The sequence below is a fragment of the Neoaquamicrobium microcysteis genome, assembly GCF_008180155.1.
Classification (GTDB): domain Bacteria; phylum Pseudomonadota; class Alphaproteobacteria; order Rhizobiales; family Rhizobiaceae; genus Aerobium; species Aerobium microcysteis.
Genome location: NZ_VSZS01000062.1, coordinates 1 through 22,601, shown reverse-complemented (window position 1 = coordinate 22,601; position 22,601 = coordinate 1). Strand labels below are relative to the sequence as shown.

At 65.3% G+C, this 22,601-nt stretch carries 19 protein-coding genes, 1 tRNA gene and 1 pseudogene; 11 read left to right on the top strand and 10 right to left on the bottom strand.

The window, feature by feature from the left end; all coding sequences use genetic code 11:
- Positions 1–3: 3 nt before the first annotated feature.
- From FY036_RS10730 to FY036_RS10715, 4 genes are read right to left on the bottom strand one after another with little or no spacing between them, the layout of a single operon-like run.
- Positions 4–525: an aminomethyltransferase family protein gene (locus FY036_RS10730; protein ID WP_148914729.1), complete on the bottom strand. Its 522-nt coding sequence runs from the start codon at positions 523–525 to the stop codon at positions 4–6.
- On the bottom strand, positions 518–3,229 hold the full coding sequence (locus FY036_RS10725; RefSeq protein ID WP_148914728.1) for a 2Fe-2S iron-sulfur cluster-binding protein: 2,712 nt from the start codon (positions 3,227–3,229) through the stop codon (positions 518–520). The genes FY036_RS10730 and FY036_RS10725 overlap by 8 nt, the downstream gene beginning before the upstream one ends.
- On the bottom strand, positions 3,226–3,492 hold the full coding sequence (locus tag FY036_RS10720) for a sarcosine oxidase subunit delta (RefSeq protein WP_148914727.1): 267 nt from the start codon (positions 3,490–3,492) through the stop codon (positions 3,226–3,228). Before FY036_RS10720 ends, FY036_RS10725 begins: the two co-directional genes overlap by 4 nt.
- 11 nt (positions 3,493–3,503) lie before the next feature.
- Positions 3,504–4,757 carry a sarcosine oxidase subunit beta family protein gene (locus tag FY036_RS10715; protein WP_148914726.1) on the bottom strand — a complete coding sequence of 418 codons (1,254 nt, stop codon included), beginning with the start codon at positions 4,755–4,757 and terminating at the stop codon, positions 3,504–3,506.
- A 141-nt stretch (positions 4,758–4,898) separates the two neighbouring features.
- Between FY036_RS10715 and FY036_RS10710 the strand changes: the two genes are divergently transcribed.
- Genes FY036_RS10710 through FY036_RS10700 form a run of 3 tightly spaced genes read left to right on the top strand, consistent with a single transcriptional unit; the run spans position 4,899 to position 8,153 of the window.
- Positions 4,899–6,080: an amino acid aminotransferase gene (locus FY036_RS10710; RefSeq protein ID WP_148914725.1), complete on the top strand. Its 1,182-nt coding sequence runs from the start codon at positions 4,899–4,901 to the stop codon at positions 6,078–6,080.
- Positions 6,081–6,088: 8 nt separating this feature from the next.
- Positions 6,089–7,375, top strand: a complete 1,287-nt coding sequence (kynU, locus tag FY036_RS10705; protein WP_235897631.1) for a kynureninase — start codon at positions 6,089–6,091, stop codon at positions 7,373–7,375.
- A 10-nt stretch (positions 7,376–7,385) separates the two neighbouring features.
- Positions 7,386–8,153 carry an SDR family NAD(P)-dependent oxidoreductase gene (locus tag FY036_RS10700; RefSeq protein WP_148914724.1) on the top strand — a complete coding sequence of 256 codons (768 nt, stop codon included), beginning with the start codon at positions 7,386–7,388 and terminating at the stop codon, positions 8,151–8,153.
- A 6-nt stretch (positions 8,154–8,159) separates the two neighbouring features.
- Here FY036_RS10700 and FY036_RS10695 read toward each other — a convergent pair whose 3' ends face one another.
- Positions 8,160–9,137 carry an MBL fold metallo-hydrolase gene (locus FY036_RS10695; RefSeq protein WP_148914723.1) on the bottom strand — a complete coding sequence of 326 codons (978 nt, stop codon included), beginning with the start codon at positions 9,135–9,137 and terminating at the stop codon, positions 8,160–8,162.
- A 240-nt stretch (positions 9,138–9,377) separates the two neighbouring features.
- Between FY036_RS10695 and FY036_RS10690 the strand changes: the two genes are divergently transcribed.
- The gene (locus FY036_RS10690; RefSeq protein WP_148914722.1) at positions 9,378–10,793 is read left to right on the top strand and encodes an MFS transporter; all 1,416 of its coding nucleotides are present in this window, start codon (positions 9,378–9,380) and stop codon (positions 10,791–10,793) included.
- On the opposite strand, the gene FY036_RS10685 is transcribed toward FY036_RS10690, so the two are convergent.
- Together FY036_RS10685 and FY036_RS10680 are read right to left on the bottom strand one after the other, a co-directional pair.
- A complete protein-coding gene (locus FY036_RS10685) occupies positions 10,778–11,512 on the bottom strand; it encodes an RlmE family RNA methyltransferase (protein ID WP_148914721.1) in 735 nt (244 codons plus the stop codon). The two genes, FY036_RS10690 and FY036_RS10685, sit on opposite strands and share 16 nt — an antisense overlap.
- Positions 11,509–12,927: a Ppx/GppA phosphatase family protein gene (locus FY036_RS10680; protein WP_235897630.1), complete on the bottom strand. Its 1,419-nt coding sequence runs from the start codon at positions 12,925–12,927 to the stop codon at positions 11,509–11,511. Before FY036_RS10680 ends, FY036_RS10685 begins: the two co-directional genes overlap by 4 nt.
- A 295-nt stretch (positions 12,928–13,222) precedes the next feature.
- Here FY036_RS10680 and FY036_RS10675 point away from each other — a divergent pair.
- Together FY036_RS10675 and FY036_RS23910 are read left to right on the top strand one after the other, a co-directional pair.
- Positions 13,223–13,296, top strand: a tRNA-Gln gene (locus FY036_RS10675).
- A 149-nt stretch (positions 13,297–13,445) separates the two neighbouring features.
- Positions 13,446–15,584 (top strand): site-specific integrase, encoded by a 2,139-nt coding sequence (locus FY036_RS23910; RefSeq protein WP_201744741.1) that lies wholly within the window; start codon positions 13,446–13,448, stop codon positions 15,582–15,584.
- A 51-nt stretch (positions 15,585–15,635) separates the two neighbouring features.
- Here the strand turns inward: FY036_RS23910 and xth are convergent, their stop codons facing one another.
- The 3 genes from xth to FY036_RS10655 all read right to left on the bottom strand — a co-directional run bounded on the left by xth (position 15,636) and on the right by FY036_RS10655 (position 17,745).
- Positions 15,636–16,412 (bottom strand): exodeoxyribonuclease III, encoded by a 777-nt coding sequence (gene xth, locus FY036_RS10665; protein WP_148914719.1) that lies wholly within the window; start codon positions 16,410–16,412, stop codon positions 15,636–15,638.
- Positions 16,409–17,056, bottom strand: coding sequence for an alpha/beta hydrolase family protein (locus tag FY036_RS10660; RefSeq protein WP_201744740.1), 648 nt, complete (start codon positions 17,054–17,056; stop codon positions 16,409–16,411). Before FY036_RS10660 ends, xth begins: the two co-directional genes overlap by 4 nt.
- A gap of 329 nt (positions 17,057–17,385) precedes the next feature.
- Positions 17,386–17,745, bottom strand: a complete 360-nt coding sequence (locus tag FY036_RS10655) for a hypothetical protein (protein ID WP_148914718.1) — start codon at positions 17,743–17,745, stop codon at positions 17,386–17,388.
- A gap of 1,074 nt (positions 17,746–18,819) precedes the next feature.
- On the opposite strand from FY036_RS10655, the gene FY036_RS10650 reads away from it, so the two are divergent.
- The 5 genes and pseudogenes from FY036_RS10650 to FY036_RS24150 form a co-directional block, all read left to right on the top strand.
- A complete protein-coding gene (locus FY036_RS10650) occupies positions 18,820–20,181 on the top strand; it encodes a hypothetical protein (RefSeq protein ID WP_148914717.1) in 1,362 nt (453 codons plus the stop codon).
- 97 nt (positions 20,182–20,278) lie between these two features.
- On the top strand, positions 20,279–20,620 hold the full coding sequence (locus tag FY036_RS10645) for a hypothetical protein (RefSeq protein ID WP_148914716.1): 342 nt from the start codon (positions 20,279–20,281) through the stop codon (positions 20,618–20,620).
- 207 nt (positions 20,621–20,827) lie between these two features.
- The gene (locus tag FY036_RS10640) at positions 20,828–21,142 is read left to right on the top strand and encodes a hypothetical protein (protein ID WP_148914715.1); all 315 of its coding nucleotides are present in this window, start codon (positions 20,828–20,830) and stop codon (positions 21,140–21,142) included.
- Positions 21,143–21,199: 57 nt separating this feature from the next.
- The gene (locus FY036_RS10635) at positions 21,200–22,237 is read left to right on the top strand and encodes a hypothetical protein (RefSeq protein ID WP_148914714.1); all 1,038 of its coding nucleotides are present in this window, start codon (positions 21,200–21,202) and stop codon (positions 22,235–22,237) included.
- A gap of 257 nt (positions 22,238–22,494) precedes the next feature.
- Positions 22,495–22,601 (top strand): annotated as a pseudogene (locus FY036_RS24150) (DUF5996 family protein); the annotation flags it as partial.

Sequence of the window (22,601 nt, the reverse complement as noted above, 5' to 3'; positions counted from 1 at the left end):
AAATCAGCGTTCGTCGAGCCATTTCCAGAGATAGCTTGCCATAGGGCTTTCGACATGCAGCCGCGCAGTTGAGGGCGCAGTCCGGTAGAGGAAGACCGTGACGCCTGCGAACAAAACGGCAGCGGATCGACTTCCCGCTTCCAGATCCACGGACGTGGCCTCGGCCACCATTTCGGCCAGCCCGCTGCCGGCAAGCTCGAGCACCGCATAGGCGTCGTCGCACGGAGTGGCGACGTAGCCCTCGCGCCAGCCTGGGGCGACATGCTGGGGGGCCGGTGTGACCAGCAGCCCACGATCCCGCGCGCTGCGCACGAAATAGCTGTCCGCCTCCGCCAGCGACCAGAGCCCGATTTCCGACACGCCCGGCGCGAGTCCGGCAACAGCCCCGCGCAGATCACCTGATATGAGCATCTGGCCAAGCCCGGCGATGCGCCGCACTGACAAACCGTCACGCTCGATGCGCGCCGTCGTCCAGTCCGGGACGGGCGTCCAGAATTTGCCCCTGTCGCGCATCGTTTCAAGCATTGAGGCGGCTCCCGTCATGATCGAAGGCGCAGGGATCGGTAATCGTCGCGCGGCGTACGCTGCCCAGATGGACCAGCTCGATCTCCTCATCCATTCGCGAAAGCCCGCGCTGAACCAGCGCCAGAGCAATGGGACGGCCAAGCGCAGGGCTGTCATAACTCGACGTCACGAACCCGGCGGAGCGCCGTTGGCCGCCGTCAGAACCCAGCGCATGCGCGCCTGTGGGGAGCGCCGGTCCACCGTCCGACACGGCAAGGCCGACGAACTGCTGCCGGTCCTGCCGCTGCGCATTGTCGGTAAACAGCGAACGCTTGCCGACATATTCGCCCTGTCGTTTGTCGCGCGGGCCGCTGAGCCCGAGATCCTGCGGCATCGTCGTCCCGTCGGTGTCCTTGCCGGCGATGATGTAGCCCTTTTCGGCGCGCAGCATCAGCAACGCCTCCGACCCCATCAGCACAGCATCAAGCACCCTGCCCGCCTCGTTCATTGCGGCCCAGAGCGCAGGCGCCGTCGCAGCCGGCACCGACACCTCGTAGGAGCGGTCGCCGGTGAAACTGACCCTCGCGATCCGCGCAGGGCAGCCGGCGAAGGTGCCTGTGCCAGCGCCCATGTGCGGCAGTGCGGCGTCGTCCAGATCGACACCGAGCGACAGCGCGTCGACGAGGCGCTTCGCGCGTGGCCCGCACGCCGTGAGCGTCGCCCAGTGCGGAGTGAGATTGTGCACGAACACCTGCGAGGGATCGAAACGGTCCTGCCGCCACTCCTCCAGCCGCGCGACGACGCCGGCGACATGGCCCGAGGAACAGGAGACGACGTAGTGGTCGTCGGCAAGCTTCGTCGTAACGCCGTCGTCGTAGATGACCCCGCTTTCGGTGAGCATGAAACCGTAGCGGATGCGGCCGGGCTTCAGCGTGGAGATGGTGTTGTAGGAATTATAGTCGACGATCTCGCCTGCCTGCGGGCCGAACACCTCGATCTTGCCGAGCGGCGAACCGTCGAAGATCGCGACCGTGTCGCGCGCCTGCCGGGCTTCACGGCGGACCTCGTCCGCCGCGTCTCCCTTTCCGTACCATGCGGGGCGAAGCCAGCCGCCATATTCGCGAAACACGGCCCCGGCCGCGCGATGCTCGGCCTCCAGCGCCAGCCGCCGCACGGGGTTGAACAGCTCGCCACGTCGGCGGCCGGCCACGACGGTGAATGGAACAGGCGTGAAGGGCGGCCGATAGGTCGTGGTTCCGGTCTGCTCTATGGTACGGCCGGTGATGGCGGCCATCGCGGCAAGGCCGTTCATATTGGACGTCTTGCCCTGATCCGTCGCCATGCCAAGTGTGGTGTAACGCTTGAGATGCTCGACCGAGCGGAAGTTCTCGCGTGCCGCGAGTTCCACATCCTTCAGGGTTACGTCGTTCTGGAAGTCGATCCACTGACGGGTCTTGGCGCCCGCCTTCGGCCAGACCGGCGATATCGCGTAGTCGTCGAAATCGCCCGCCGCCGAACCAATCACCGACACGCCTTCGACAGGGTTTCCCGGCACGAAAGCCGCAATCCCCTCATCGTAGCGCAGCTTGCCTTTTGCCTGGCAGAAGAGATGTACGGTCGGGGTGTACCCACCGGACATGAGAAGAGTGTCGGCGTCCAAACGCTTGCCGGAGACCGTGACGGCCTCTACGGCCTTGGCGCCATGAACGGCATCGACCGTCCCACCGTCCCGCAGGTCGGCCACGGTGACGTGCGCGCCTGCTTCCCGCAACGTGTCTGCAATCGGGATCGCCCGGGAATTGTTGGCAGCCAGCACGATCCTGTTGCCGACGAGAACGCCATGTCGCCGCAGGTAGAAGAGCGCCGCATCCGCCGACATCACCCCCGGCCGGTCGTTGTCTGCAAAGATCAGCGGCCGCTCGATGGCGCCGGTGGCCAGCACTATCTGCCCCGGCCTGACGCGCCACTGGCGATCAGGTTGCGCGCCGCGCCGCTCCCAGCAGCAGACGAGATTGTGGTCATAGATGCCGTATGCCGTCGTGCGCGAAAGGACGCGTCCACCGAGCCTTGCGATGTCCGCAACCGCCTGTTCCACGCGCGCATCGCCATCCACCTCGCGATAGAGCATCGAGCCGCCCGGCGCGAACTGGTCGTCGACGAGGATGACCGATTTTCCCGCTCCCGCCGCTTCGGCCGAGGCAGCCAGGCCCGACCGCCCCGCCCCGACGACGAGCACGTCGCAGCGTGCGTTCACCATCGGGTTTTCCGCCGGCGGCTCGTTGGACGGGTCGAGACGACCAAGGCCAGCCATGGCGCGGATACGCGGCTCGAAACGATGCCAGTCGGGCCAAAGAAAGGTTTTGTAATAGAAGCCGGCGGGCAGGAACGGCGAAAGCCTGTCGAGCAGGCCCAGCCGGTCTGCATCGGCAGTAGGCTTCGCATTGACCGAACGGACATCCATCCCTGCTTTGAGCAGTTCGGTCGTGGCCCGCAGGTTGGGCGTGGTCGTGCCGTCGAACGTGACGTCGACGATGGCGTTCGGCTCCTCGGTCCATGCGCCGTAGATGCCGCGCGGGCGATGATACTTGAAGGAGCGGCCGACCACGCGCACGCCATTTGCAAGAAGGGCGGACGCAATCGTGTCGCCTTCCCTGCCCTCATATGGACGGCCGTCGAAGCTGAAGGCGAGCGGCCTGCCGCTGTCCGTGACGCGGCGCGCAGTCATGCCTCCTCTCCCCGTAGGGAGTGCGAGACGGAAACCACGTGGGTGACGGTATCGCGTTCCATCGCGAAGAACTCGCCGCAGGTGAGATGTTGCCAGATTTCGCGCGTCGCGCCCCGCGGGTTGCCCCCCAGATAAAGGTACTCCGACCAACGCTCCGCCGAAACGTCGGCTGCTGGTTCCGGACGCGTCTTGCCGGCTTCTGCTGCGAACAGGAACTCCGTTTCGTCGCGCGGACCACAGAAGGGACAGGAAAAGAGCTGCATGGCCTGGGTTCCTAATGCGCGATGCCGGAGCCGGCCGCCTCGTCCACCAGCCGACCTGTGACGAAACGGTCGAGGTCGAACGGCCGGCTGATCTCGTGATGCTCGCCGGTGACCATGAGATGCGCCAGAAGCCAGCCGCCGGCGGGGATGGACTTGAAGCCGCCCGTGCCCCAGCCGCAATTGAGGTAGAGACCGGGCAGCGGCGATGGGCCGATGATGGGCGAGGAATCGGGCACCACGTCCACTATGCCCGCCCACTGCCGCAGCATCTTGAGCTGGCCGAAGGAGGGAAACATCTCCAACATGCCGGAGATCACCGTCTGCTGCATCGGCGGGTTGCCGCGTTGCGCGTAGGAGGGCACGCGGTCGAGCCCGCCACCCACAACGATCTCGCCCTTGTCGGACTGGAAGAGATAGGTGCCGGTGCCGAGATAGAGTACGACCGTATCGAGACATGGCTTCACCGGCTCCGACACCATCGCCTGCAGCGAATAGGAGCGGATCGGAAGCTGGAACCCCGCCTTGGCCGCCAGCACGCCCGAATGGCCCGCGACCGCAAGGCCAGTGGCATCCGCGCGGATTTCGCCGAGCGAGGTTTCGACGCCGACGCAGCGGCCGCTTTCGATGAGGAAGCCGGTTACCTCGCAGTTCTGGATGATGTCGACGCCGAAGCCGTCGGCCGCGCGGGCATAGCCCCAAGCCACCGCATCGTGGCGGGCCACGCCTGCCCTGCCCTGCCATGTACCGCCGAAGATCGGATAGCGCGCCTGATCCGTTCTATTGAGCAACGGCGCCTTGGCTAGCACACCGTCGCGGTCGAGCAGCTCGGCGTCGGTGCCGTTGATCTGCATCGCGTTGACCAGTCTCGCCGCCATCTCCATCTCGGCATCGGAATGCGAGACGGTCACGACGCCCCGCTGTGAAAGCATGATGTTGTAGTTGAGCTCCCGCGACAGACCTTCGTAGAGCTTCAGGGCGAAATCGTAGAGTGCGACGCTTTCGGGATAGAAATAGTTGGAGCGGATGGTCGTGGTGTTGCGGCCGGTGTTGCCGCCGCCAAGCCAGCTCTTCTCAAGCACAGCCACGTTCGTCATGCCGTGGTTTTTCGCCAGATAGTATGCCGTGGCCAGCCCCTGCCCGCCCCCGCCGATGATGATGGCGTCGTAGCGCGGCTTGGGGCTGGGCGAGCGCCATGCCGGCTGCCAGCCGCTGTGACCGCGCAACCCTTCGCGAAAAAGCCCGAATGCCGAATAGCGTTTTGCCACGCCTGCCCCTCATGCGGCGTCGAAGCGCGCCGTTCGCGCGACTTTAAGGCCGCCTGCCGCTGGCACAATCACGGAAGCGACCAAATCTGTTGCACGGCCGAACGAATTAGGGCTTTGTGGCGCCGGTTTTCGGAGGGCCCCATGTTCGAGACACTTCAACCCGCAGCACCCGACGGCATCCTGATGCTGATGTCGCTTTACCGCGACGATCCGCGCGCGGGAAAGCTCGACCTCGGCGTCGGCGTCTACAAGGATGTCGACGGCAAGACGCCGGTGATGCGGGCGGTGCGCGAGGCCGAGCGAAGGCTGCACAAGTCGCAGGCGACCAAGAGCTATCTGGGGCTTGCCGGCGACACCGTATTCAACGAACTGATGATCGGCGTCGTCTTCGGCGACAAGGCCGACCGGGCTCGCTTGCGCGCCGCGCAGACGCCCGGCGGCACCGGGGCACTGCGCCTGCTGGCGGACCTGATTCGCCTGTCGCGCCCCGACGCGACGGTGTGGGTGCCGGACCCGACATGGCCGAACCACATGCCCATCCTGCGTGCGGCGGGCCTGAAGGCGCAAACCTACGCCTACTTTGATGCCGAGAACGGCGGCGTGCGCTTCGACGCCATGACAGAGGCGCTGGAGGCCATACCCGCCGGCGACGTGGTGCTGCTCCATGGCTGCTGCCATAATCCGACGGGCGCGGACCTTTCGCTCGATCAGTGGCGCTCAGTCGCCCGCCTGCTGGCGGAACGCGGACTGACGCCGTTCGTCGACATCGCCTATCAGGGTTTCGGCGAAGGCCTGGAGCAGGACGCGGCCGGCCTGCGCATCCTGGCGGAGACCGTGCCGGAACTGCTGGCGGCGGCAAGCTGCTCCAAGAACTTCTCAGTCTATCGCGACCGGGCCGGTGCGGCTCTCATTCTGGGCAGTAACAAGGCTGAAGCTGATACCGCCTACGGCCAGTTGCTTGGCATCGCGCGCGGCATCTGGTCGATGCCGCCGGACCACGCCGCGGCGTGCGTGCGCATCGTGCTGGAGGATGACGACCTGCGCACAGACTGGAAGGCGGAGCTGGAGGCGGTGCGGCAGCGCATGATGAGCCTGAGGCAGGGCTTTGCAGACGCGCTGCGCCGGCACTCGAATTCGGATCGCTTCGATTTCATCGCTCGCCAGCGCGGCATGTTCTCCCGCCTCGGCATCTCGGCCGAGCAGGTGGCGAAGCTGCGTGCCGACCATGGCGTCTACATCGTCGGCGACAGCCGCTTCAACGTCGCCGGGCTGCCTGGCGACAGGCTGGATGACCTTGCCGCCAAGATCGTTTCCGTGCTGTAGGACGGGTCATGAGCGAGATGATCGACGCCGTGAAAGCCGCACGCGACGCGGCCTCCCCCCAGCAGAAGGAATGCCAGAAGCTGGACTGGGAGGACCAGCTCGCGCATTTCCGCCAGATGTTCGACCTGCCGAAGGGCGAAATCTATCTCGACGGCAATTCGCTGGGAGCGATGCCAGTCTCCGCCGTGCCCGCGATGCAGGAGGCGATGTCGGAAGGCTGGGCCAAGGGCCTCATCCGTAGCTGGAACGCGCGCGACTGGCACATGCTGCCGGTCACCGTCGGAGACAGGCTTGCGAAGCTGATGGGCGCCAAGAAAGGCGAAGTGCTGGCTGCCGATTCGACATCGGTCAACCTGTACAAGGTATTTTGCGCCGCGATGAACCTGCGCAGTGACCGCCGCAAGGTCATCTCCGAGCGCAACAACTTCCCGACCGACGTGCATATCCTGCAGGGCGCGATCGCCAACGTCTTTCCCAAGGCCGAACTGGCGCTGGCGGGAGACGATGACGACTCCGTACTGGAGCTTCTGGACACGGATACGGCGGTCGTTTGCCTGAGCCACGTCAACTATCGCACGGGCCGGCTTCGCGACATGGCGCGGCTGACAAGTGCGGCGCACGAGGTCGGCGCGCTGGTGATCTGGGACCTCGCCCATTCGCTTGGAGCGCTGCCGGTGGACCTGACCGGCTGCGATGCGGACTTCGCGGTCGGCTGCTCGTATAAATACATGAATGGCGGCCCCGGCGCGCCGGCATGGCTGTTCGTGGCGACGCGTCATCTCGGAGAGGTGCAGAACCCGCTGACCGGATGGCAGGGCCATGCAGTTCCCTTCGCCTTCGAGATCGATTTTCAGCCAGCCGGCAGCATCGAGAAGTTCCGGGTCGGCACGCCGCCGGTGCTCTCTTACCTGCCGCTGATGGAAAGCCTGTCGATCTTCGAGCAGACGGACATGCAGGCGCTGCGCGATAAATCGCTGCGGCTCACCGGCATGTTCATCGAACTGGCCGAGCAGAGGCTGGTGCAGCACGGGCTGAGCGTCATAACTCCGAAGGAGCCCGCGGAACGCGGCAGCCAAGTGGCGCTGACGCACGAGAACGGCTGGCCGATCATGCAGGCGCTGATTGAGGCCGGCGTGATCGGCGACTTCCGTGCGCCGGACATCCTGCGGTTCGGCTTCACGCCGCTCTATGTCGGGTTCGAGGACGTGTGGGCCGCCGTCGCCACGCTGGAAGCGATCATGGAAACCGGCTTCTGGCGCGAGGACCGTTTCTCCGAACGCAAGCTCGTCACTTAGGAACAGACCCATGATGCCATCCGTTCGTCACGCCGATCTCGAAGGCCGCTCGGTACTCATCACCGGAGGAGGCAGCGGAATAGGTGCAGCGCTCACCGAAGGCTTCCTCAGGCAGGGAGCCAGGGTAGCCTTCATCGACATTGCGCGCGAGGCGAGCGAGGCGCTTGCCGACCGGCTGGAGCAGGAGACCGGCAGCAGGGCGCTGTTCCTCGAAGCCGACCTTCGCGACATCGACGCGCTACGAGCCGCCGCTGCGACGGCCGCGGACAGGCATGGCTCGGTGACGGTGCTGGTCAACAATGCCGCCTTTGACCAGCGCCACGAGATCGAGGACGTAACCGTCGAATACTGGGAAGAAAATCAGGCCATCAACCTGCGCCCGCATTTCTTCGCGGCCCAAGCGGTCGTGCCCGGCATGAAAGATGCTGGCGGCGGCTCGATCATCAACTTCACCTCCACCTCCTTCATGATAAATCACCCGGACATGCCCTCCTACACCGCGGCAAAGGCGGGCATCATCGGGCTGACGAAGGGGCTGGCGGGCAAGCTCGGGCCGGACAACATACGCGTCAACGCCATCGCACCCGGCTGGGTGATGACCCAGCGCCAGCGTGATCTGTGGGTGACGCCTGAAAGGCTCGCGGCACATGTGCAGGCACAGTGCCTGCGCGAAGAAATGCAGCCCGACGATCTCGTCGGGCCGTGCCTCTTCCTTGCTTCCGACGCCTCAAGGATGCTGACCGCGCAGACCCTGATCGTCGACGCGGGTCATCTGTAGGCCAGACTACAGCATCAATTGGTAGCTGACGGGCACGAAGCGGAAGCCGTCGTCAACCTTTTCGATGAAGCCGGCCGCCGGGAACGGCATGTGATAGCCGATGAAGGGGATACGCTCCGAGGCGATCATGTCGAAGACGCGACGGCGGCTCTGCGCGCCCGCTTCCTTGTCCATGTCGAAACGGACGTGCCAGTCCGGCCGCTGCAACGACGCGACATAGTGGTTCGCCGTATCCGCCGTCAGCATCAGCCGCCGCCCTTCCGATTCCAGATGGAACACCATGTGACCGGGAGTGTGGCCGGCGGCCAGCATGCCGCTGACGCCGGGCACCACCTCGTCGCCATCGCCGATAAACGTCATGTTTTCAGCAAGCGGCACGACGGTGGCCTGCACTGCCTGGGCATTGCCTTCGGTCGGACCGGACATCCGCTCCTCGGCCGTCCAGAAGTCGTATTCCGCCTGGCCCGCGACATAGCGCGCATTCGCGAAGGCGGGAGCACCGTCCTCCATCAGGCCGCCGATATGATCCCCATGGAAGTGCGTGAGAACGACGATCGACACATCGTCCGGGCTGTAGCCGGATGCCTCGATGCGCGAACGAAGCTGCCCCAGCCCGCCTTCTCGCGCGCCGGCACCCAGCCCCGTATCGAAAAGGATGAGCTCCGAACCGGTATTGACGAGCGTTGGTGTGAAGCTGTTGACGAGACGATCCGATGGCAGGAAGTTTTCCTCCAACAGCTCCGCGACCGCCGCCTGCTCCTGATCCTCGCCGAAAATGGTGTGCGGGTCATCCATCACCCGTGCACCGTCATTAATGGCCGTCACCTCGAAACTTCCAAGGTTGAAGCGGTTGAAGCGGGGATTGCCTATTTCGGGCACGGGTGCCTGCGCATGAACTGTTCTTACCATGATTTGCGGCGCGGCCAGCGCGGCTGCCCCCACCAGACCGAACTTAAATGCGGATCGGCGATCGGTCACGACCATCTATGAGTTCTCCCTTGATCGACTGTCGATGTGTCGGACATGGCCGCTTCCGGCCGGATAACAAGCCGCTCACGTCAACTTGAGCGTTTGTGAACGATCAACCGAAGCGCGAACCACAAGCTGGAAAACCGTAAGACAGACTTACGGATTGAACCCCGGACCGGCTTCATGGTAACCCGCGCGCATGCCGCATCATCATCAGCCGTGCACGCGAAGCGCGGCGTCGCCCGGACATCGCCGTTGAACCGCACCGTTCCCCTGATCCTCGCGGTCGCGCTGTTCATGGAGCAGATGGATTCGACGGTCATCGCCACCTCGCTGCCGGCCATCGCGGCCGACATCGGCACGAGCCCGATCACGCTGAAGCTGGCGCTGACCAGCTACTTCGTGGCGCTGGCGATCTTCATTCCAGTTTCGGGGTGGATGGCCGACCGGTTCGGCGCGAAGCGCGTTTTTCGCATAGCCATTGGCGTGTTCGTCGTGGGCTCGCTGGCATGCGCAGCCGCCGGCTCGATGCTGGAATTCGTCGGTGCGCGCTTCCTGCAGGGCATGGGCGGCGCCATGATGACGCCGGTCGGCAGGCTCGTGCTCGTGCGCTCGACGCCGCGCAGCCAGCTCGTCTCGGCCATGGCTTGGCTGACGGTTCCCGCGCTCATAGGTCCGCTCATCGGGCCGCCTGTCGGCGGCTTCATCACCACCTTCTTCACATGGCACTGGATCTTTCTGATCAACGTGCCCATCGGATTGATCGGCATCGTCGTTGCCGGGCGCGTGCTGCCGGACATGCCGCCGGCCCCCGTGGCGCGGATAGACTGGAAGGGCTTCTCGCTTGCCGCGCTAGCCGCCGCCGGCATCGTGTTCGGCCTTTCTGTCGTGTCCATGCCGGCACTGCCGCCCCTCATCGGAGCCTTCACCCTGGGGCTCGGCATTCTCGCCGCCATGGCCTATGTGCGCCATGCCAGAAGCATCGCCACGCCTATCCTGGACCTCAGGCTTCTCGACAACCCAGCGCCCCGCATCGCCATCCTGTCCGGCTCGATATTCCGGATCGGAATTGGCGCGGTCCCGTTCCTGCTGCCGCTGATGTTTCAGCTCGGCTTCGGACTGAGCCCTTTCGAATCCGGCATGCTGACCTTCGCCAGCGCGCTGGGGGCAATCGCGCTGAAATTTTTCGCGACGACGGCGCTGCGGCTTGCAGGCTTCCGCAACGTGCTGGTGTTTGCGGCCGGTGCAGGCGCGCTGCTGATGGCCGCCAACGCCTTCTTCACGCCCTCCACACCCTACTGGATCATCATCGGGACCCTGATCGCGGCCGGCTTCACCCGCTCGCTGTTCTTCACCTCCAACAACGCGCTGGTGTTCGCGGAGATCGATGACCGCCAGGCCGCGCAGGCGACCGCCATAGCCTCGGTCTCGCAACAGATTTCCATAGCCCTTGGCGTGGCGGTGGCGGGCATGCTGCTGGAGGCGCACCATATTGCCACCGGCGAACCGACCGGGCTGGCGGCATTCTCCACCGCCTTCATCGTGGTCGCCATGTTTGCGGCATGCGCCGTGCTACCCATCCTGAAACTGTCACCGGACGCGGGCCTGACCGTTTCCGGGCACGTGAGGAAAAATCAGCCGCCGCAGCAGAGCCCTCACTCGGTCGACTGATCGTCCCCGTCCGGCTTGCCCTTGAAATCCTTGGCGAGGATGTAGAGCTCGACCGACTCGTCGCGCGACGCGGGTGGCTTGACGTGATGGACGGTGCGGAAATTTCGCTTGAGAAGGTCGAGCAACCCGCCCTCCGTGCCACCCTGGAAGGTCTTTGCCAAAAAATGCCCGCCGGGCTTCAGAACCGAGATGGCGAAATCTGCCGCCACCTCGCACAGATGCATCGTGCGGATATGGTCGGTCCTGCGGTGACCTGTGGTGGGCGCGGCCATGTCGGAAAGCACGAGGTCGGGTGCGCCGCCAAGCGCTTCCATCAGGCGCGCGGGCGCGCCCTCGTCCAGAAAATCCATCTCAAGAATGGTCGAGCCCGGAACAGGGTCCACCCCAAGATAGTCGATGCCGACGACCGTCGGCGCATCCTCGGGAGACTTCACCCGGGCAGCCGCAACCTGCAGCCACCCGCCCGGGGCGGCACCCAGGTCGATCACGCGCTGGCCCGGCTTCAGCAGCTTGTGTTTGTCGTCGATCTCGATGAGCTTGAACGCCGCGCGGGAACGATAACCCTCGGCCTTCGAGCGGTGCACGTACGGGTCGTTGAGGTGGCGTTCGAGCCAACGGCGGGAAGAATTCTTCAGCCCGCTCTTCTTCTTGATGCGCGTCTTGAGCGCGCGCGCGCCGCCTGCCCCCTGCGACGCGCCGCTCTTTCCCGGTTTCTTCATCGCGTGAATGCCCCTCGCCGCCGGTTACGTCGCCATGCGCCGTCATCGGCCATCAGTTCCGAAAGCATGCCCTCGCGCAGGCCGCGATCGGCCACCCGCAGCCTCTGCGACGGCCAGTGCAGGCGGATCGCCTCCAGTATCGCGCAGCCGGCAAGCACGAGGTCGGCTCGGTCGGCGCCGATGCACGGATTGGCCACCCGCTGGTCGAAGTCCCAGCCAAGCAGCTTTTCGATCATCGCATCGACATTGGCGTTGTCCATCCAAAGCCCGTCGACGCGGCGGCGGTCGTAGCGCTCCAGCCCCAGATGCACACCGGCAAGCGTGGTGACCGTGCCGGAAGTTCCAAGCAGGTGGAAGCGTTCGCCGGCTGCCAGATGCGACAGCCGCGTGCGCCCTTCAAAACGGTCGAGCATGCCCGCGACCTCCGCCACCATGGCGTCGAAGACCGCACGCGTCACATGCCGTCCGCCGAATCGCTCGGCCAGCGACACGACGCCGACGGGGAGCGAGGTCCACGAAACGATGTGATTGGCGAGCCGTGGCGTGCGATGGCGCGACACGTCGATCAGCGCGATTTCGGACGATCCGCCGCCGATGTCGAACAGCACCACGCCATGCGTGTCGCGCTCGACCAGCGAACCGCAGCCGGAAACGGCGAGCCGGGCCTCGGTCTTGCGGTCGATGATCTCCAGCCTGAGCCCCGCTTCGCGCTCGACGCGATCGATGAACTCCGTGCCGTTGTCGGCGGCCCGACACGCTTCGGTCGCGATCAAGCGCGCCTTGCGCACCTGACGCACCCGCAGCTTGTCGGCGCACACCTTCAGAGCCTCCACGGCACGGTCCATCGCCGCATCGCCCAGCCGTCCCGAACCGGTGAGCCCCTCGCCCAGCCGCACGATGCGCGAGAAGGCATCAATGACCCGGAACTGGCCTGGCCTTTGCGGAATGGCTACGAGCAGCCGGCAATTGTTGGTGCCGAGGTCGAGTGCGGCATAGACCGGCAAATCCGGCACGCGCGGCGACCGCACGCCGCCCTGCCCAGTTGGCCCCGGCTGCGCGGATACAGCTATCGATGGCGTCTGCGATGCAGTCGACGCCGGCTCGACCACGGGGGTCGATCTGGTCTGGCCGGCCTGCGGTGCGGACGCCGGTCCAGCCGCCGCCGCTGATGGCGCGCTTTCGACAGACGGCTTGCCGTCGCGAGCATAGACCTTGCGGCCACGCCTGCGCTTGCGGCGCTTCTTTTGCGGCGGATTGCCGCCGGGGGCGTCGCGACCACCCCGCGCTTGCGCGGGCCCGCCGCTGGTCCGGCCTCTGTTTCGGCCGGGACGCGGCTCCGCGGTGCTCGATGCACCGCTCTTGCCGCCGGACGCCCCGCCTTCAGACGCATCGGCGCCTCGATCGGGGTCTTTCACGTGCTGTCCTTCGGCGCCGCGCGAACCGCAAGGGGCGGATGCAGCAGGCGCACTCATCGTTCTGTTGGCGACAGAGTACCAGCGCGCGGCGGAAACACCAAGGCCGGCCGTCGAATTTTGCTCGACGAGCTTGCAGGCAGTCCCGCCCGCCTCCTCCCGCCACGCCACCCAGCCAAACTCGACCCCGGCGTATCGGTTAGGGGTTGACTATTCTCCATCCACGGCTATATCCGGGCGAATTCGGCGGCGCAGCCAAGCGACCGGTTCTTCTTCGAGGGAACAACCGCCGATGCGTTGGGGAATAGGTTAACGGTAGACCCACGGACTCTGACTCCGTTAGTCCTGGTTCGAATCCAGGTTCCCCAGCCAGACTTCTTAGTAAACCATTGAAATCATTGGACTTTCTGGGTTTTCGAGCCGATGCGCTTCGCGTCGAATCGGCCTTCCGCAACTGGTGCCCACAACTGATGCCCAGAGCTGGTGTCCATCCGCTCCCGGGCCGACGGAGCATGGGGCGGATGGGACTGCGCAGGCATCAGGTCGAAAACCTCGTCCTCAGGGGGCCGATCTTCTACTGGCGGGCGCGCATCCCCGTCGGCTTCAAAGGCACCGGAACAAATGCAAGGCTTTCACTGAGCCTTAGGCTGTCGGACCGTAAGAAGGCTTCGCTCGTGGCACGGCGCTTGAACGCCATGCTGCTCGAACTTGAAATGGTGCCGAAGGCCAGGATGGCGACAAAGGAACAGCTCGCGAAAATCTTCGCGCTCGAGGCCGAGGCGATGCGCGCCGAAATCGAGGCGCTGGACCTGGCGGCGAAACGGACGGGTACCCTGCGGGATCCCGAACATCGGGAGGCAGACCGTCAGGTCGGCTGGGCCTACCGCCTCCTGCACACGTTCGGGTCAGGCGAGGATGTTTCCTTCGCCGAGGGCAGCGAGACGCGCGAGGCGCTGATCGAGGCAGGCGCGCAGGCAGACGACCTCCCCTTCATCGAAGCGACCTATCGGTCCGAACGTGAGATCACCAATTCCGACAGGAAGGGCGTGACGCGCAGCCCGTTCCTTCGCGACGTTCTGCACCGCATGGCACAGGCCGAACTCGAGGACACGCCGCTGCATCGGGACGCTGCGATCGAGGAGATTTTCAGGGCGCGGGCGGACACGCTGCTAGCGTCGGCCGCAGACACGAGAAAGCCGAAGCTCACTGCAGAACGTCTGCCGGAACGTGGATCGGTTGCCGCCAGCGCCGGGTCGCCACCTCCTCGCCCGGCCGTTCTCTGGTCTGAAGAAAAGCCCGTGGCGCGATCGGCGGCCGAGCCAGAACTTAGGCCGGAGCCCCCGGTCGTCCCTTCAGAGCCGGTGACCGTCCAGCGCTCGATCCCTCAGGCCAAGCCACTCCAGCCGAAGACGGCTCGGAAAGATCTCCCTCTAACGGATTTCGACACGGAGTTGGAGAACCTCATCTCGAACAGGAAGAACGAGTGGGAAGACGACACGGCGTCGGACGTTCGGGTACTGGTCGGCATCTTTCGCGGCATCCTGGAAGAGCATGGCGTGGCGCATTCCGGCGAGATCACGCAGGAACATGTCGCTGCGCTCCGCCAGCACTTCAATCACATCCTTCCCCTCTACGGTCGCAGTCCGCGCCTGCGCGCGCTTTCGCCTGCTGCGTTGCGAGCCGAGAGCAAACGGCGCGCCGACGAGGCAGCAGCATCGGGCGAGAAGATCGAACTTGGACTCTCGCGTGCGACAATCCGCCGACACCTCGGCAATCTCGACCATTTCCTGAAGCATCTGCGCGCATCGCACTTCACGGTTCCGGAATGGACCTTCGAGGGGTTGCGGCCCAAGAAGCCGCCAAAAGGCGAGATCAGGCTCCAACAGGTCAAGCCGAAGCCGGAGGACATCCGGCCGCTCTTTGATATCCCGTTCTTCACGGGTCGAAGAAGCGTGGAGGAACCGGAAGTCGCAGGAGACCACGTCTTCCATTCGGCCAGCTACTACCTCCCCATGCTATTCACCTACCTTGGTTCCCGGCGTAAGGAATTCGCCGGCCTCATGGTCGACGAGATCGTGCAGAGCGATGGCCACTGGTCGATCCAGATCAAGGCGAGCGAGGTCAGGCGCATCAAGAATGCCCAGTCACATCGGCTGCTGCCGGTGCCGAACGAACTCCTGCGGCTCAATTTCATCGAGTATGTCGAGCGGTTGAAGGAGCTCGGGCACAAGATGCTGTTTCCGGAACTCTTCTCTCCCTACCTGCAGAAGAGCGACCCCGGTGACCGATTCTACAAGGACTTCGTACCGATCGCCAAGAAGTGCATGCCGGGGGGTCTCTGGCAGCGTCCTATCCATGCGCTCCGACATGGCTTTGCCAATACGCTCAAGCAGGCGGGCGTTTCCGACGGCGTGATCGAAGACATTTCGGGGCGGCTTGGAGAGACGGAAACTGCGACGCGGTATACCAACCCGGCGGGCCTTTCACTGATCCAGCTGATCATTTCCCGATATCCCGTCATCACCGGGCACCTCGAACCGAAGCCGATCAGGCTGCTTCCTTGGGTTGAGAAGATGGAGCCACCGCCATGGGCGGGCAAGAAGGGCGGCGACCGCTTCGGCAACAAGCGCGGACGGCGACCCAAAAAGGCGGCGTCCTAGTTGCCCTTGTCGAGTTCAATCCGATGATGGGAGGATGACGACGTTGGCCGCTTAGCCGTCCCTCAAGGTGACCCACACCGGAGCGTGATCGCTGGCACCTTCACGTCCGCGGACGTCACGGTCGACGTCGGCCTCGACGAGCCGTTCCGTTAGGTTGCTGCTCAGGAGCAGATGATCGAGCCTGAGACCAGCGTCACGTGGCCAGCGCATACGCTTGTAGTGCCAGAAGGTGTAGACGCGTTCCTTTGGGTGGAGGTGGCGCAGCGCGTCGGTCCAACTGCGGCCGACGAGCCTGCGGTAGGCCGCACGGCTGTCCGGGTGGATGAGTGCGTCGTCATCCCACGATGAGGTCGGGTAGATGTCGAGATCCGTCGGCGCGACATTGTAGTCGCCCGCGAGCACGATCGGCGCACCCGACTTGCGCAGCGCGGTGGCGTGCGTCCTCAACCGTTCCAGCCAGGCGAGCTTGTAGGCAAACTTTGCCCCGGGCTGCGGATTGCCGTTCGGCGCATAGATCGAGGCGACCAGGACGCCCGCGACTGCTGCTTCGATGTAGCGGGCCTGTTCATCAGCCGGATCGCAGGGAAGGCTGCGGCGGGTGACGACTGGCTCGCCGATGCGCGACAGGATGGCGACGCCGTTCCAGCTCTTCTGCCCCACCCAGGCCGCGTCATAGCCGGCTGCATTGATCGCCTCTTCCGGAAAGGCGTCCTGCGTTGCCTTCAGTTCCTGCAGGCAGACGATGTCGGGTTGGGCCTCGGCAAGCCAGGCGATGAGGTTGTCGAGCCGCTTGTTGACGCCGTTGATGTTGAAGGTCGCGATCTTCATCGCGCCAGAACGCGCGCGACCCAGTCCCGGGTTGCGTCAGCGACGGTGGCCAGATGATCGGCGGCGGTGAAGCCGGAGATCGACTTACGAGGCTTGAGGTCATGATCGCCATCCTCGAGCCAGAGGATCTCGATCGAGGGCGAGAGGCTGAAGCTGGCGACCTCGTCGCGCGTGCCAAACGGATCGCGGGTCCCCTGGCAGATAAGGGTCGGTGTCCGCAGGGCCTCCAGATGCGCGGTGCGCAACTGCTGCGGCTTGGCTGGCGGATGGAACGGATATCCAAGGCAAAGCAGGCCGGCAATGCGGCCGTCGGCGTGAAGCTCATCCGCCACCATCGAGGCGACCCGCCCGCCCATGGACTTGCCGCCGATGATCAACGGGCCGGAAGCGGCGAGCGTATCTACGGTCTGACGATACTCGTCCTGCAGCAGCTCGGCTTTTGGCGGCGGCTTGCGCTGGCCGGAGCGGCGCGCGGCCATGTAGCCGAACTCAAAACGGACAACCCGGAAGCCGGCTCCCGCCAGCACCTCCGAGATGCCGGTCATCCCGGCTGAGTCCATTGGCGCGCCTGCGCCATGGGCGAGCAGGATGGTGGCAAGGGCGTTGTCGGGGCCGGTGATCAGCATCGTGTCGTCGTCGGGCATAGTCGGCAGCAATTGGTGCGGGGACATCATGTTCCACGGGACGGTGCCCCGCGTCCAACGCTGGAAAGATGAATCGCGTTTCCAGAGATATGAATCGCCTGCCCTTCAAACAGCGTTTGGTGGAGTTATGGGGGGAATACGAACAGGTTGGTGATAACAGGGTTTGCACGGGGCCCTTCCCAAGGGTGCAGGACACCCGCCCCGAGGACAATGGCACCGCGTCCTGATGGAGTGGCAGCCCTCGGTCATGGAACGACGCCAGGCAGGTCCGGCCACGAGACCTATGCCCATGCTGCCCGATGGCGGCCGTAGCCGAGCCACTCGCCGCCTCAGCCGCCGCGGCCAGCGTCGCCTTCGGCCACCTCGTCCCCGTCGCCGCCGGGAAGAAGCCTGCGCTGGAATGTCCAGCCCGCCTCGTAGCGGTCTACGATGGCCGAGAAGGTCTCCTCAGTGGCGGCGCGATCATATCCACGGGCGACCAGCCGCTCGATGACCGACGCCGCCAGCGTCCACATCTCCTCTTCGCGTCCCAGCCGGAGGTTCTCGGTGATCGCGTAGTGGAGCAGCTCGCGCGCGATCGCGTCGCGGTCCGGCGCGCGCGTTCTAGCGATGCGCCTGTTGTAGGCGCGCTGATATTCCCGTTGCTTGCGCAGCCGTTCCTCGCGGCCCTGTCTCTTGCGCCCTGGCATCGTGGCCTCCCTGTCCGTCATCAACCCTGCGGCCATGGTCGCCCTCGGCTCGCAATGAACAAACGCCGTTTGCCGACTGGCCTTCCGCCAGCTTGAATCGCGCATCCGCATTTCCGAATCGTTTGCCCCGATCATTGGATCGCGGGCGGTGAGTTCTGAATCGGTTGCTCGGACTTCAGAATCGCCTGCTCAGACTTTTGAATCGGATGACCACAAATTGTTTTGCTTCGATCCGACGTGCGAGCACGTCGAGATGCTTCAGCCTCCGGATGGCGCGATGGCCGTAACGGATTTCCAGTGTTGTGAATCGCGGCCGGGCAGTTTTGCAACGCGGGCAATGAGGTCTGAATCGCCCGCACCTGATCCTGTATCGAGATAGCGCAAATCGAGATGAGGTGCGGGCACGTCAGGATGCTTCAACATGCATCACGCGCGGCCGACGGCTTATCGTAAACGGATTGCAACCGCGGACGATCGCAATTTAACTAACTGATTACACTACACTTTCTGTCATTTTCCTGTTGCGCGGCGCGATCTCTTCATCTATACGACCGGTCCGCGCTGCCGGGATCCACCCGAGCAGCCTGCCACGGAGGCAGTGCCTTGAACCCCAACAAGCGAATAGCCCGGCTCGGCTAAGCCCCTCCGTCGTCGCCCGACGGATCGGGCTCCTTGCCACTGACTGCCGAACGCCGTGCCCTTGCGGGTGCGGACGGGTTCTTCGGCGACCCATCGCCTCTCGGACTGTTCGTCTGAGGGCTCCGTCGGTCGCGGCCCTTTGTGCCGCACACAGGGAGTGTTCACCTTGAACACGCTTCACCCCTCCGCTCGTCCCGTGCGGAGCCGTCAACCCATGTCGTTCCGGTCGTCGGACCCGGGCTGGCTGCGCGTTGCAGTCTACCCGGTCGATGCTCCGGCGCGTCCACTCGCCGACCCGGCTGCAGCACACACGCTGCCGGGCCATGTCCTCCAACCTCAAGCTGATGGTGACCGCATATGCCCGGGGGTTCCCGGGTGGCCGCCCTGACGGGACGGTCGGTGCCTGTGTCTAACGCCAGCTGAAAGGATATCGCGATGGCGAAGAAGAACGAGCAGAACGAAGTCGAGACCGCGACGGACGTCGAGGCGATCGAGAACGCAACCACGAAGAGCGTCACGGAGGTCACGGGCGACGCCGATGTGACGGGCGACGCCCAGTCGCCCGAAGTCCAGGCGGAAGCCGAGGCTGGAACGCCCCCGGAAGCGGCGCCCGAAGTGGGGGCCGCTGCGACCACCGAAGCCGGAGCAGATCCGGCGACCGAGGCCGTGGCCGCGGCCATGGGCGATGTGGTGGCGAAGAAGCAGAGCCGCAAGGCGAAGCTGAAGTCGAGCGCTGCCAGGGACGAGGCCGCGGCCGCGGCCGCGCCGGATTACGCCGCCTATGGTCTGTCGGAAGACGAAGCTCAGGCGGTCGAGGCGCTACGCCTCGCCTACACCGAGCTCGGGCGCCGCTCGACGGAGCACGTCTTCGAGTGCGGCGCGGTGATGGATGCGGTGCATCAGATCGCACCGGACCAGAAGACCTTCGGCAAGCTGGTGAAGGGAGCCTTCGGGATCTGCCGCACCGGAGCGGAGAACCTCGCAAGGGTCCACAGGAACCTGCGCGAGCACCGCGCCCGGCTGGCACGGCTCGGCATCGCGGCGAGTTCGCTCTACGTGATGGCGACCGCCGAGACCGACAAGGTCGAGGAGGTGCTGGTCGCAGCCGAGGCTGGGGGGAAGCTGTCGGTCAAGCGGGTGAAAGCCATGCTGGGCACGCCCGTTCCGATCGCTGTCGTCCCCGATGACGGTGGACCGGAGGGGCTCAGGGCAGCAGTCGCCGAGAAGACCGGCTACGCATCCAAGGTCTTCTTCGAGACGGTCGTGAGGATGCTGCGCGCGGTGCACATCTTCCTCGAGCCACACCGCGAGGGGCGCCTGGTGCACGACGCTCGCCTGGCATCCGGCCTTTTCAAGTCGCTGGTCTACGCGGCGCAGGTGCCGGGTGACCCTTACGGAGCCGGGATCATCCACGTCCTCCCGGTGGCAGAGAACCGCTGGGTGAGAACGGAACGGGTGCTCTACGACATGGGCTCGGATCAGTCCTGGCCGAAGTCGGAGAAGGTAGGCACCTGGCTCGAGCAGAAGGTCCTGCCCGAGCTGGAGTGGGCGGTCGGCACCGAGCGGGCCGAGAAGGCCAAGGCGGTGCTGGAGGAGCGCGCCGCGGCCGCCGAGGCCGAACGCGTCAAGGCCGAGCAGGCCAAGGAGCGCGCGAAGGCGGACGCAAAGAAGGCCCGCGAGAAGGCCAAGCGCGACAAGGCCAAGGCCGAGAAGCAGGCCCTGCGCGAAGCCAGGGCAGCTGCGAAGGGGGCAACCGCCGCCAACGACGCTGCGGTCGACGGCAACGCTGACGCCTAGTCGCGAGCAAGACGCCCGGGCCCAACGGCCCGGGCGTCGCTTCTCACCCCACCCCAGCAAATCCTGCGTCGTGAACATCGATGCCTTGGAGACCAGCATGGCCAGAGATCCGAACCGACTGGAGAAGCAGCGGTTGCGCCAGCGCGCCTATCGCGCCCGCAAGAAGACGGAGCAGCCACCGACCAACGAGAACCTGGCGCGCGCCGTGCTCGACATCGCCATGACCACCTATCTTCGCCAGGGTCGCCATCCCGAACTGCTTGAGATCCAAAGGCGTGCCGCGCGCAGGCTGGAGTCCATCGGTTTCCAGCGGCAACAGACGGCCGAAGTCTGGTTCGAACTTCAGGCACGCTATGAGAAGGGCTGGAGCCTGCTCCGACAGCGCGCCCCGCATGCCGAGCTTGTTGCGGCTGGTCTGGTAGACGACGAGGACGCATAAGGACCGGAAGCGCGTCCCGCCAGTCCGCCGCCCGTTAACCAATCGATCGCAAAGATTCCAACTCGTTCATTTTGCGGGCTCCGATCGCCCGCGGATCCTGCCAGGGTGTTTTCGGCGTCGGGACGGTCCCGGCGTTTTGGACGGCCTCCGCCAATGCGCTAACATCGACGAAGGCCTGACCCGCAACCTGGATAGAGGTCTTGGGCTATGGATACCGTTACCCGCAACTCCCTCTGGAATGAAGCCGTCGTCGGCAAGAGCCCCCAGCTTGCTGGCAGGCATGCTGATGTCGATGCCATGCTGGAACTGGCCGATCTCCCGGCCGGACAGCTCTTGGCAGTCGCCGCACTGATGCTCGCCTTTGATGCAGCAGAGCAGCGCGCACGTTCGGCCGAACGGCAGCTCGCCGACCATCATCGCCACTGCATCTGCCGGGCGGCACACGTCGCCGCCGAGGATGCGGCCGCCCAGAATCTGGCAGACGAGGTGCGTGTGTTGATCAGCCTTCGCGCCACGGCCTGAGCACGTCCGGCGCCGCCTGATCGGCAGTCGCCACCAGCATCATCTGGAGATCACTCCATGACCTATCACACCGCCGCCGGTCGGCGGTCGACCGCTGACATCCGCAGGTCTGCCGCCACCGCACCGACTGGTATCACCGGCAGCCACTCAGTCCGGTCCGCAGTCGGCCAGGCGGACACGCCTGCCGCCCGGCGCGATGCCGACTTCGACGTCCTGATCGATCGTGCCATTGCCGCGATCAAGGCGGCGGGCGCTCGCGCCGATCCGGTCTTTGGCCCCTTCGCCGAACTCAACTCCACCGTGCGTGCCGTCACCTATCATGAAGGCAAGCTGCTCGAATGGGGTTTATCGCGCCTCGCCGGCGAGAACCCTGCGCTGGTGTTGATGCCGCCGGAGACGGCGCTGCCGATCGTTCCTGCGGCAGTCGAACTGTTGAAGCGCAACGACTGGGTTGGGCTGGAGGGACTGCGGCTGCGTTCGGAAGTGCACCACGCGACAAGCTACATTCCCGACCTCTTCCTCGTCGATCGTGACCGGCACCTGGCCCTGCTGTTCGACGTTAAGCGCTCGCTCGCCTCCTATGCCGAGCGACGTCTGAATGCGCTGCGCAGGCGCATGATGGCAACAGCTCTCATTGCCGGAGACTGGCTGCACATCGAGGGACGGGTGGCGGGCGTCTCCCGGGTGGATGTCGCCATCATCGACGGCTCGAGCGAGCGGCGCGACCAGAAGAGCGGCGTCTTCACACTGGATGAGGTCGGCGACCTGATCGGCGTGCCGGATGCCGGAGAGGCAATGCTGGCGCTTCGGGCAAAGTTTGCCCAACGGGTTCAGGCGGAGGTTCGCGCCGCGTGCCTGCGGGCGATCAGCGCCAGCGAGGACGGTCCGGGATCTGTGTTCGCCAACGATATCGGACCGAGCGATGACGAACACGAGGGCGACGGTTCGGCGGCGCTGGACGAGGACGATGATCAGGACGGCGGCGCCAGCATCGCGATGAGCAGGTCGCGCACGCAGCGGCAAGGCGTCACGGCGCCCCATCGCACCGAGCGGCGACCCATCGTCGTCGGCTTTGCGCGCGGCGGCGGCCCCTGATCGGTGCGACGTCCCAGCTTCCAGATCACTTTCATCAATGACCCTCGACCTCGCGCGCCGTGACGCGCCACGGGAGACCCATGCGCAGCCGCTGGACGATGCCGCCACTGCGATCGGGCTTGCCATCCGCTTTGCCCAGATGGGGGGCCGAGCGTCAGGTGCCGATCCCGCGTGGCGTGCTCCAGGCTTTGGTACACCAGGTCGATGCGAAGAACCCGGCCGCCATCCTGGTCTGGCACTGGCTCGCCCGGCGCGAAGCCTTGCTGGCCTTCCTCGTCTCGACCTACGAGGCGGCGGCCGATCTGGGCGGGTGGGACCGCGACCTCTTGGAATGCGCGCACGGCAAGCCGCGCCAGGTGCGCAG

Coding starts and splice junctions, on each gene's coding strand:
- FY036_RS10700 (WP_148914724.1), top strand. CDS start 7,386: ATGATGCCATCCGTTCGTCACGCCGATCTCGAAGGCCGCTCGGTACTC.
- FY036_RS10695 (WP_148914723.1), bottom strand. CDS start 9,137: ATGGTCGTGACCGATCGCCGATCCGCATTTAAGTTCGGTCTGGTGGGG.
- FY036_RS10730 (WP_148914729.1), bottom strand. CDS start 525: ATGCTTGAAACGATGCGCGACAGGGGCAAATTCTGGACGCCCGTCCCG.
- FY036_RS10640 (WP_148914715.1), top strand. CDS start 20,828: ATGGATACCGTTACCCGCAACTCCCTCTGGAATGAAGCCGTCGTCGGC.
- FY036_RS10720 (WP_148914727.1), bottom strand. CDS start 3,492: ATGCAGCTCTTTTCCTGTCCCTTCTGTGGTCCGCGCGACGAAACGGAG.
- FY036_RS10635 (WP_148914714.1), top strand. CDS start 21,200: ATGACCTATCACACCGCCGCCGGTCGGCGGTCGACCGCTGACATCCGC.
- FY036_RS10685 (WP_148914721.1), bottom strand. CDS start 11,512: ATGAAGAAACCGGGAAAGAGCGGCGCGTCGCAGGGGGCAGGCGGCGCG.
- FY036_RS10645 (WP_148914716.1), top strand. CDS start 20,279: ATGGCCAGAGATCCGAACCGACTGGAGAAGCAGCGGTTGCGCCAGCGC.
- xth (WP_148914719.1), bottom strand. CDS start 16,412: ATGAAGATCGCGACCTTCAACATCAACGGCGTCAACAAGCGGCTCGAC.
- FY036_RS23910 (WP_201744741.1), top strand. CDS start 13,446: ATGGGACTGCGCAGGCATCAGGTCGAAAACCTCGTCCTCAGGGGGCCG.
- FY036_RS10650 (WP_148914717.1), top strand. CDS start 18,820: ATGGCGAAGAAGAACGAGCAGAACGAAGTCGAGACCGCGACGGACGTC.
- FY036_RS10725 (WP_148914728.1), bottom strand. CDS start 3,229: ATGACTGCGCGCCGCGTCACGGACAGCGGCAGGCCGCTCGCCTTCAGC.
- FY036_RS10655 (WP_148914718.1), bottom strand. CDS start 17,745: ATGCCAGGGCGCAAGAGACAGGGCCGCGAGGAACGGCTGCGCAAGCAA.
- FY036_RS10660 (WP_201744740.1), bottom strand. CDS start 17,056: ATGCCCGACGACGACACGATGCTGATCACCGGCCCCGACAACGCCCTT.
- FY036_RS10710 (WP_148914725.1), top strand. CDS start 4,899: ATGTTCGAGACACTTCAACCCGCAGCACCCGACGGCATCCTGATGCTG.
- kynU (WP_235897631.1), top strand. CDS start 6,089: ATGAGCGAGATGATCGACGCCGTGAAAGCCGCACGCGACGCGGCCTCC.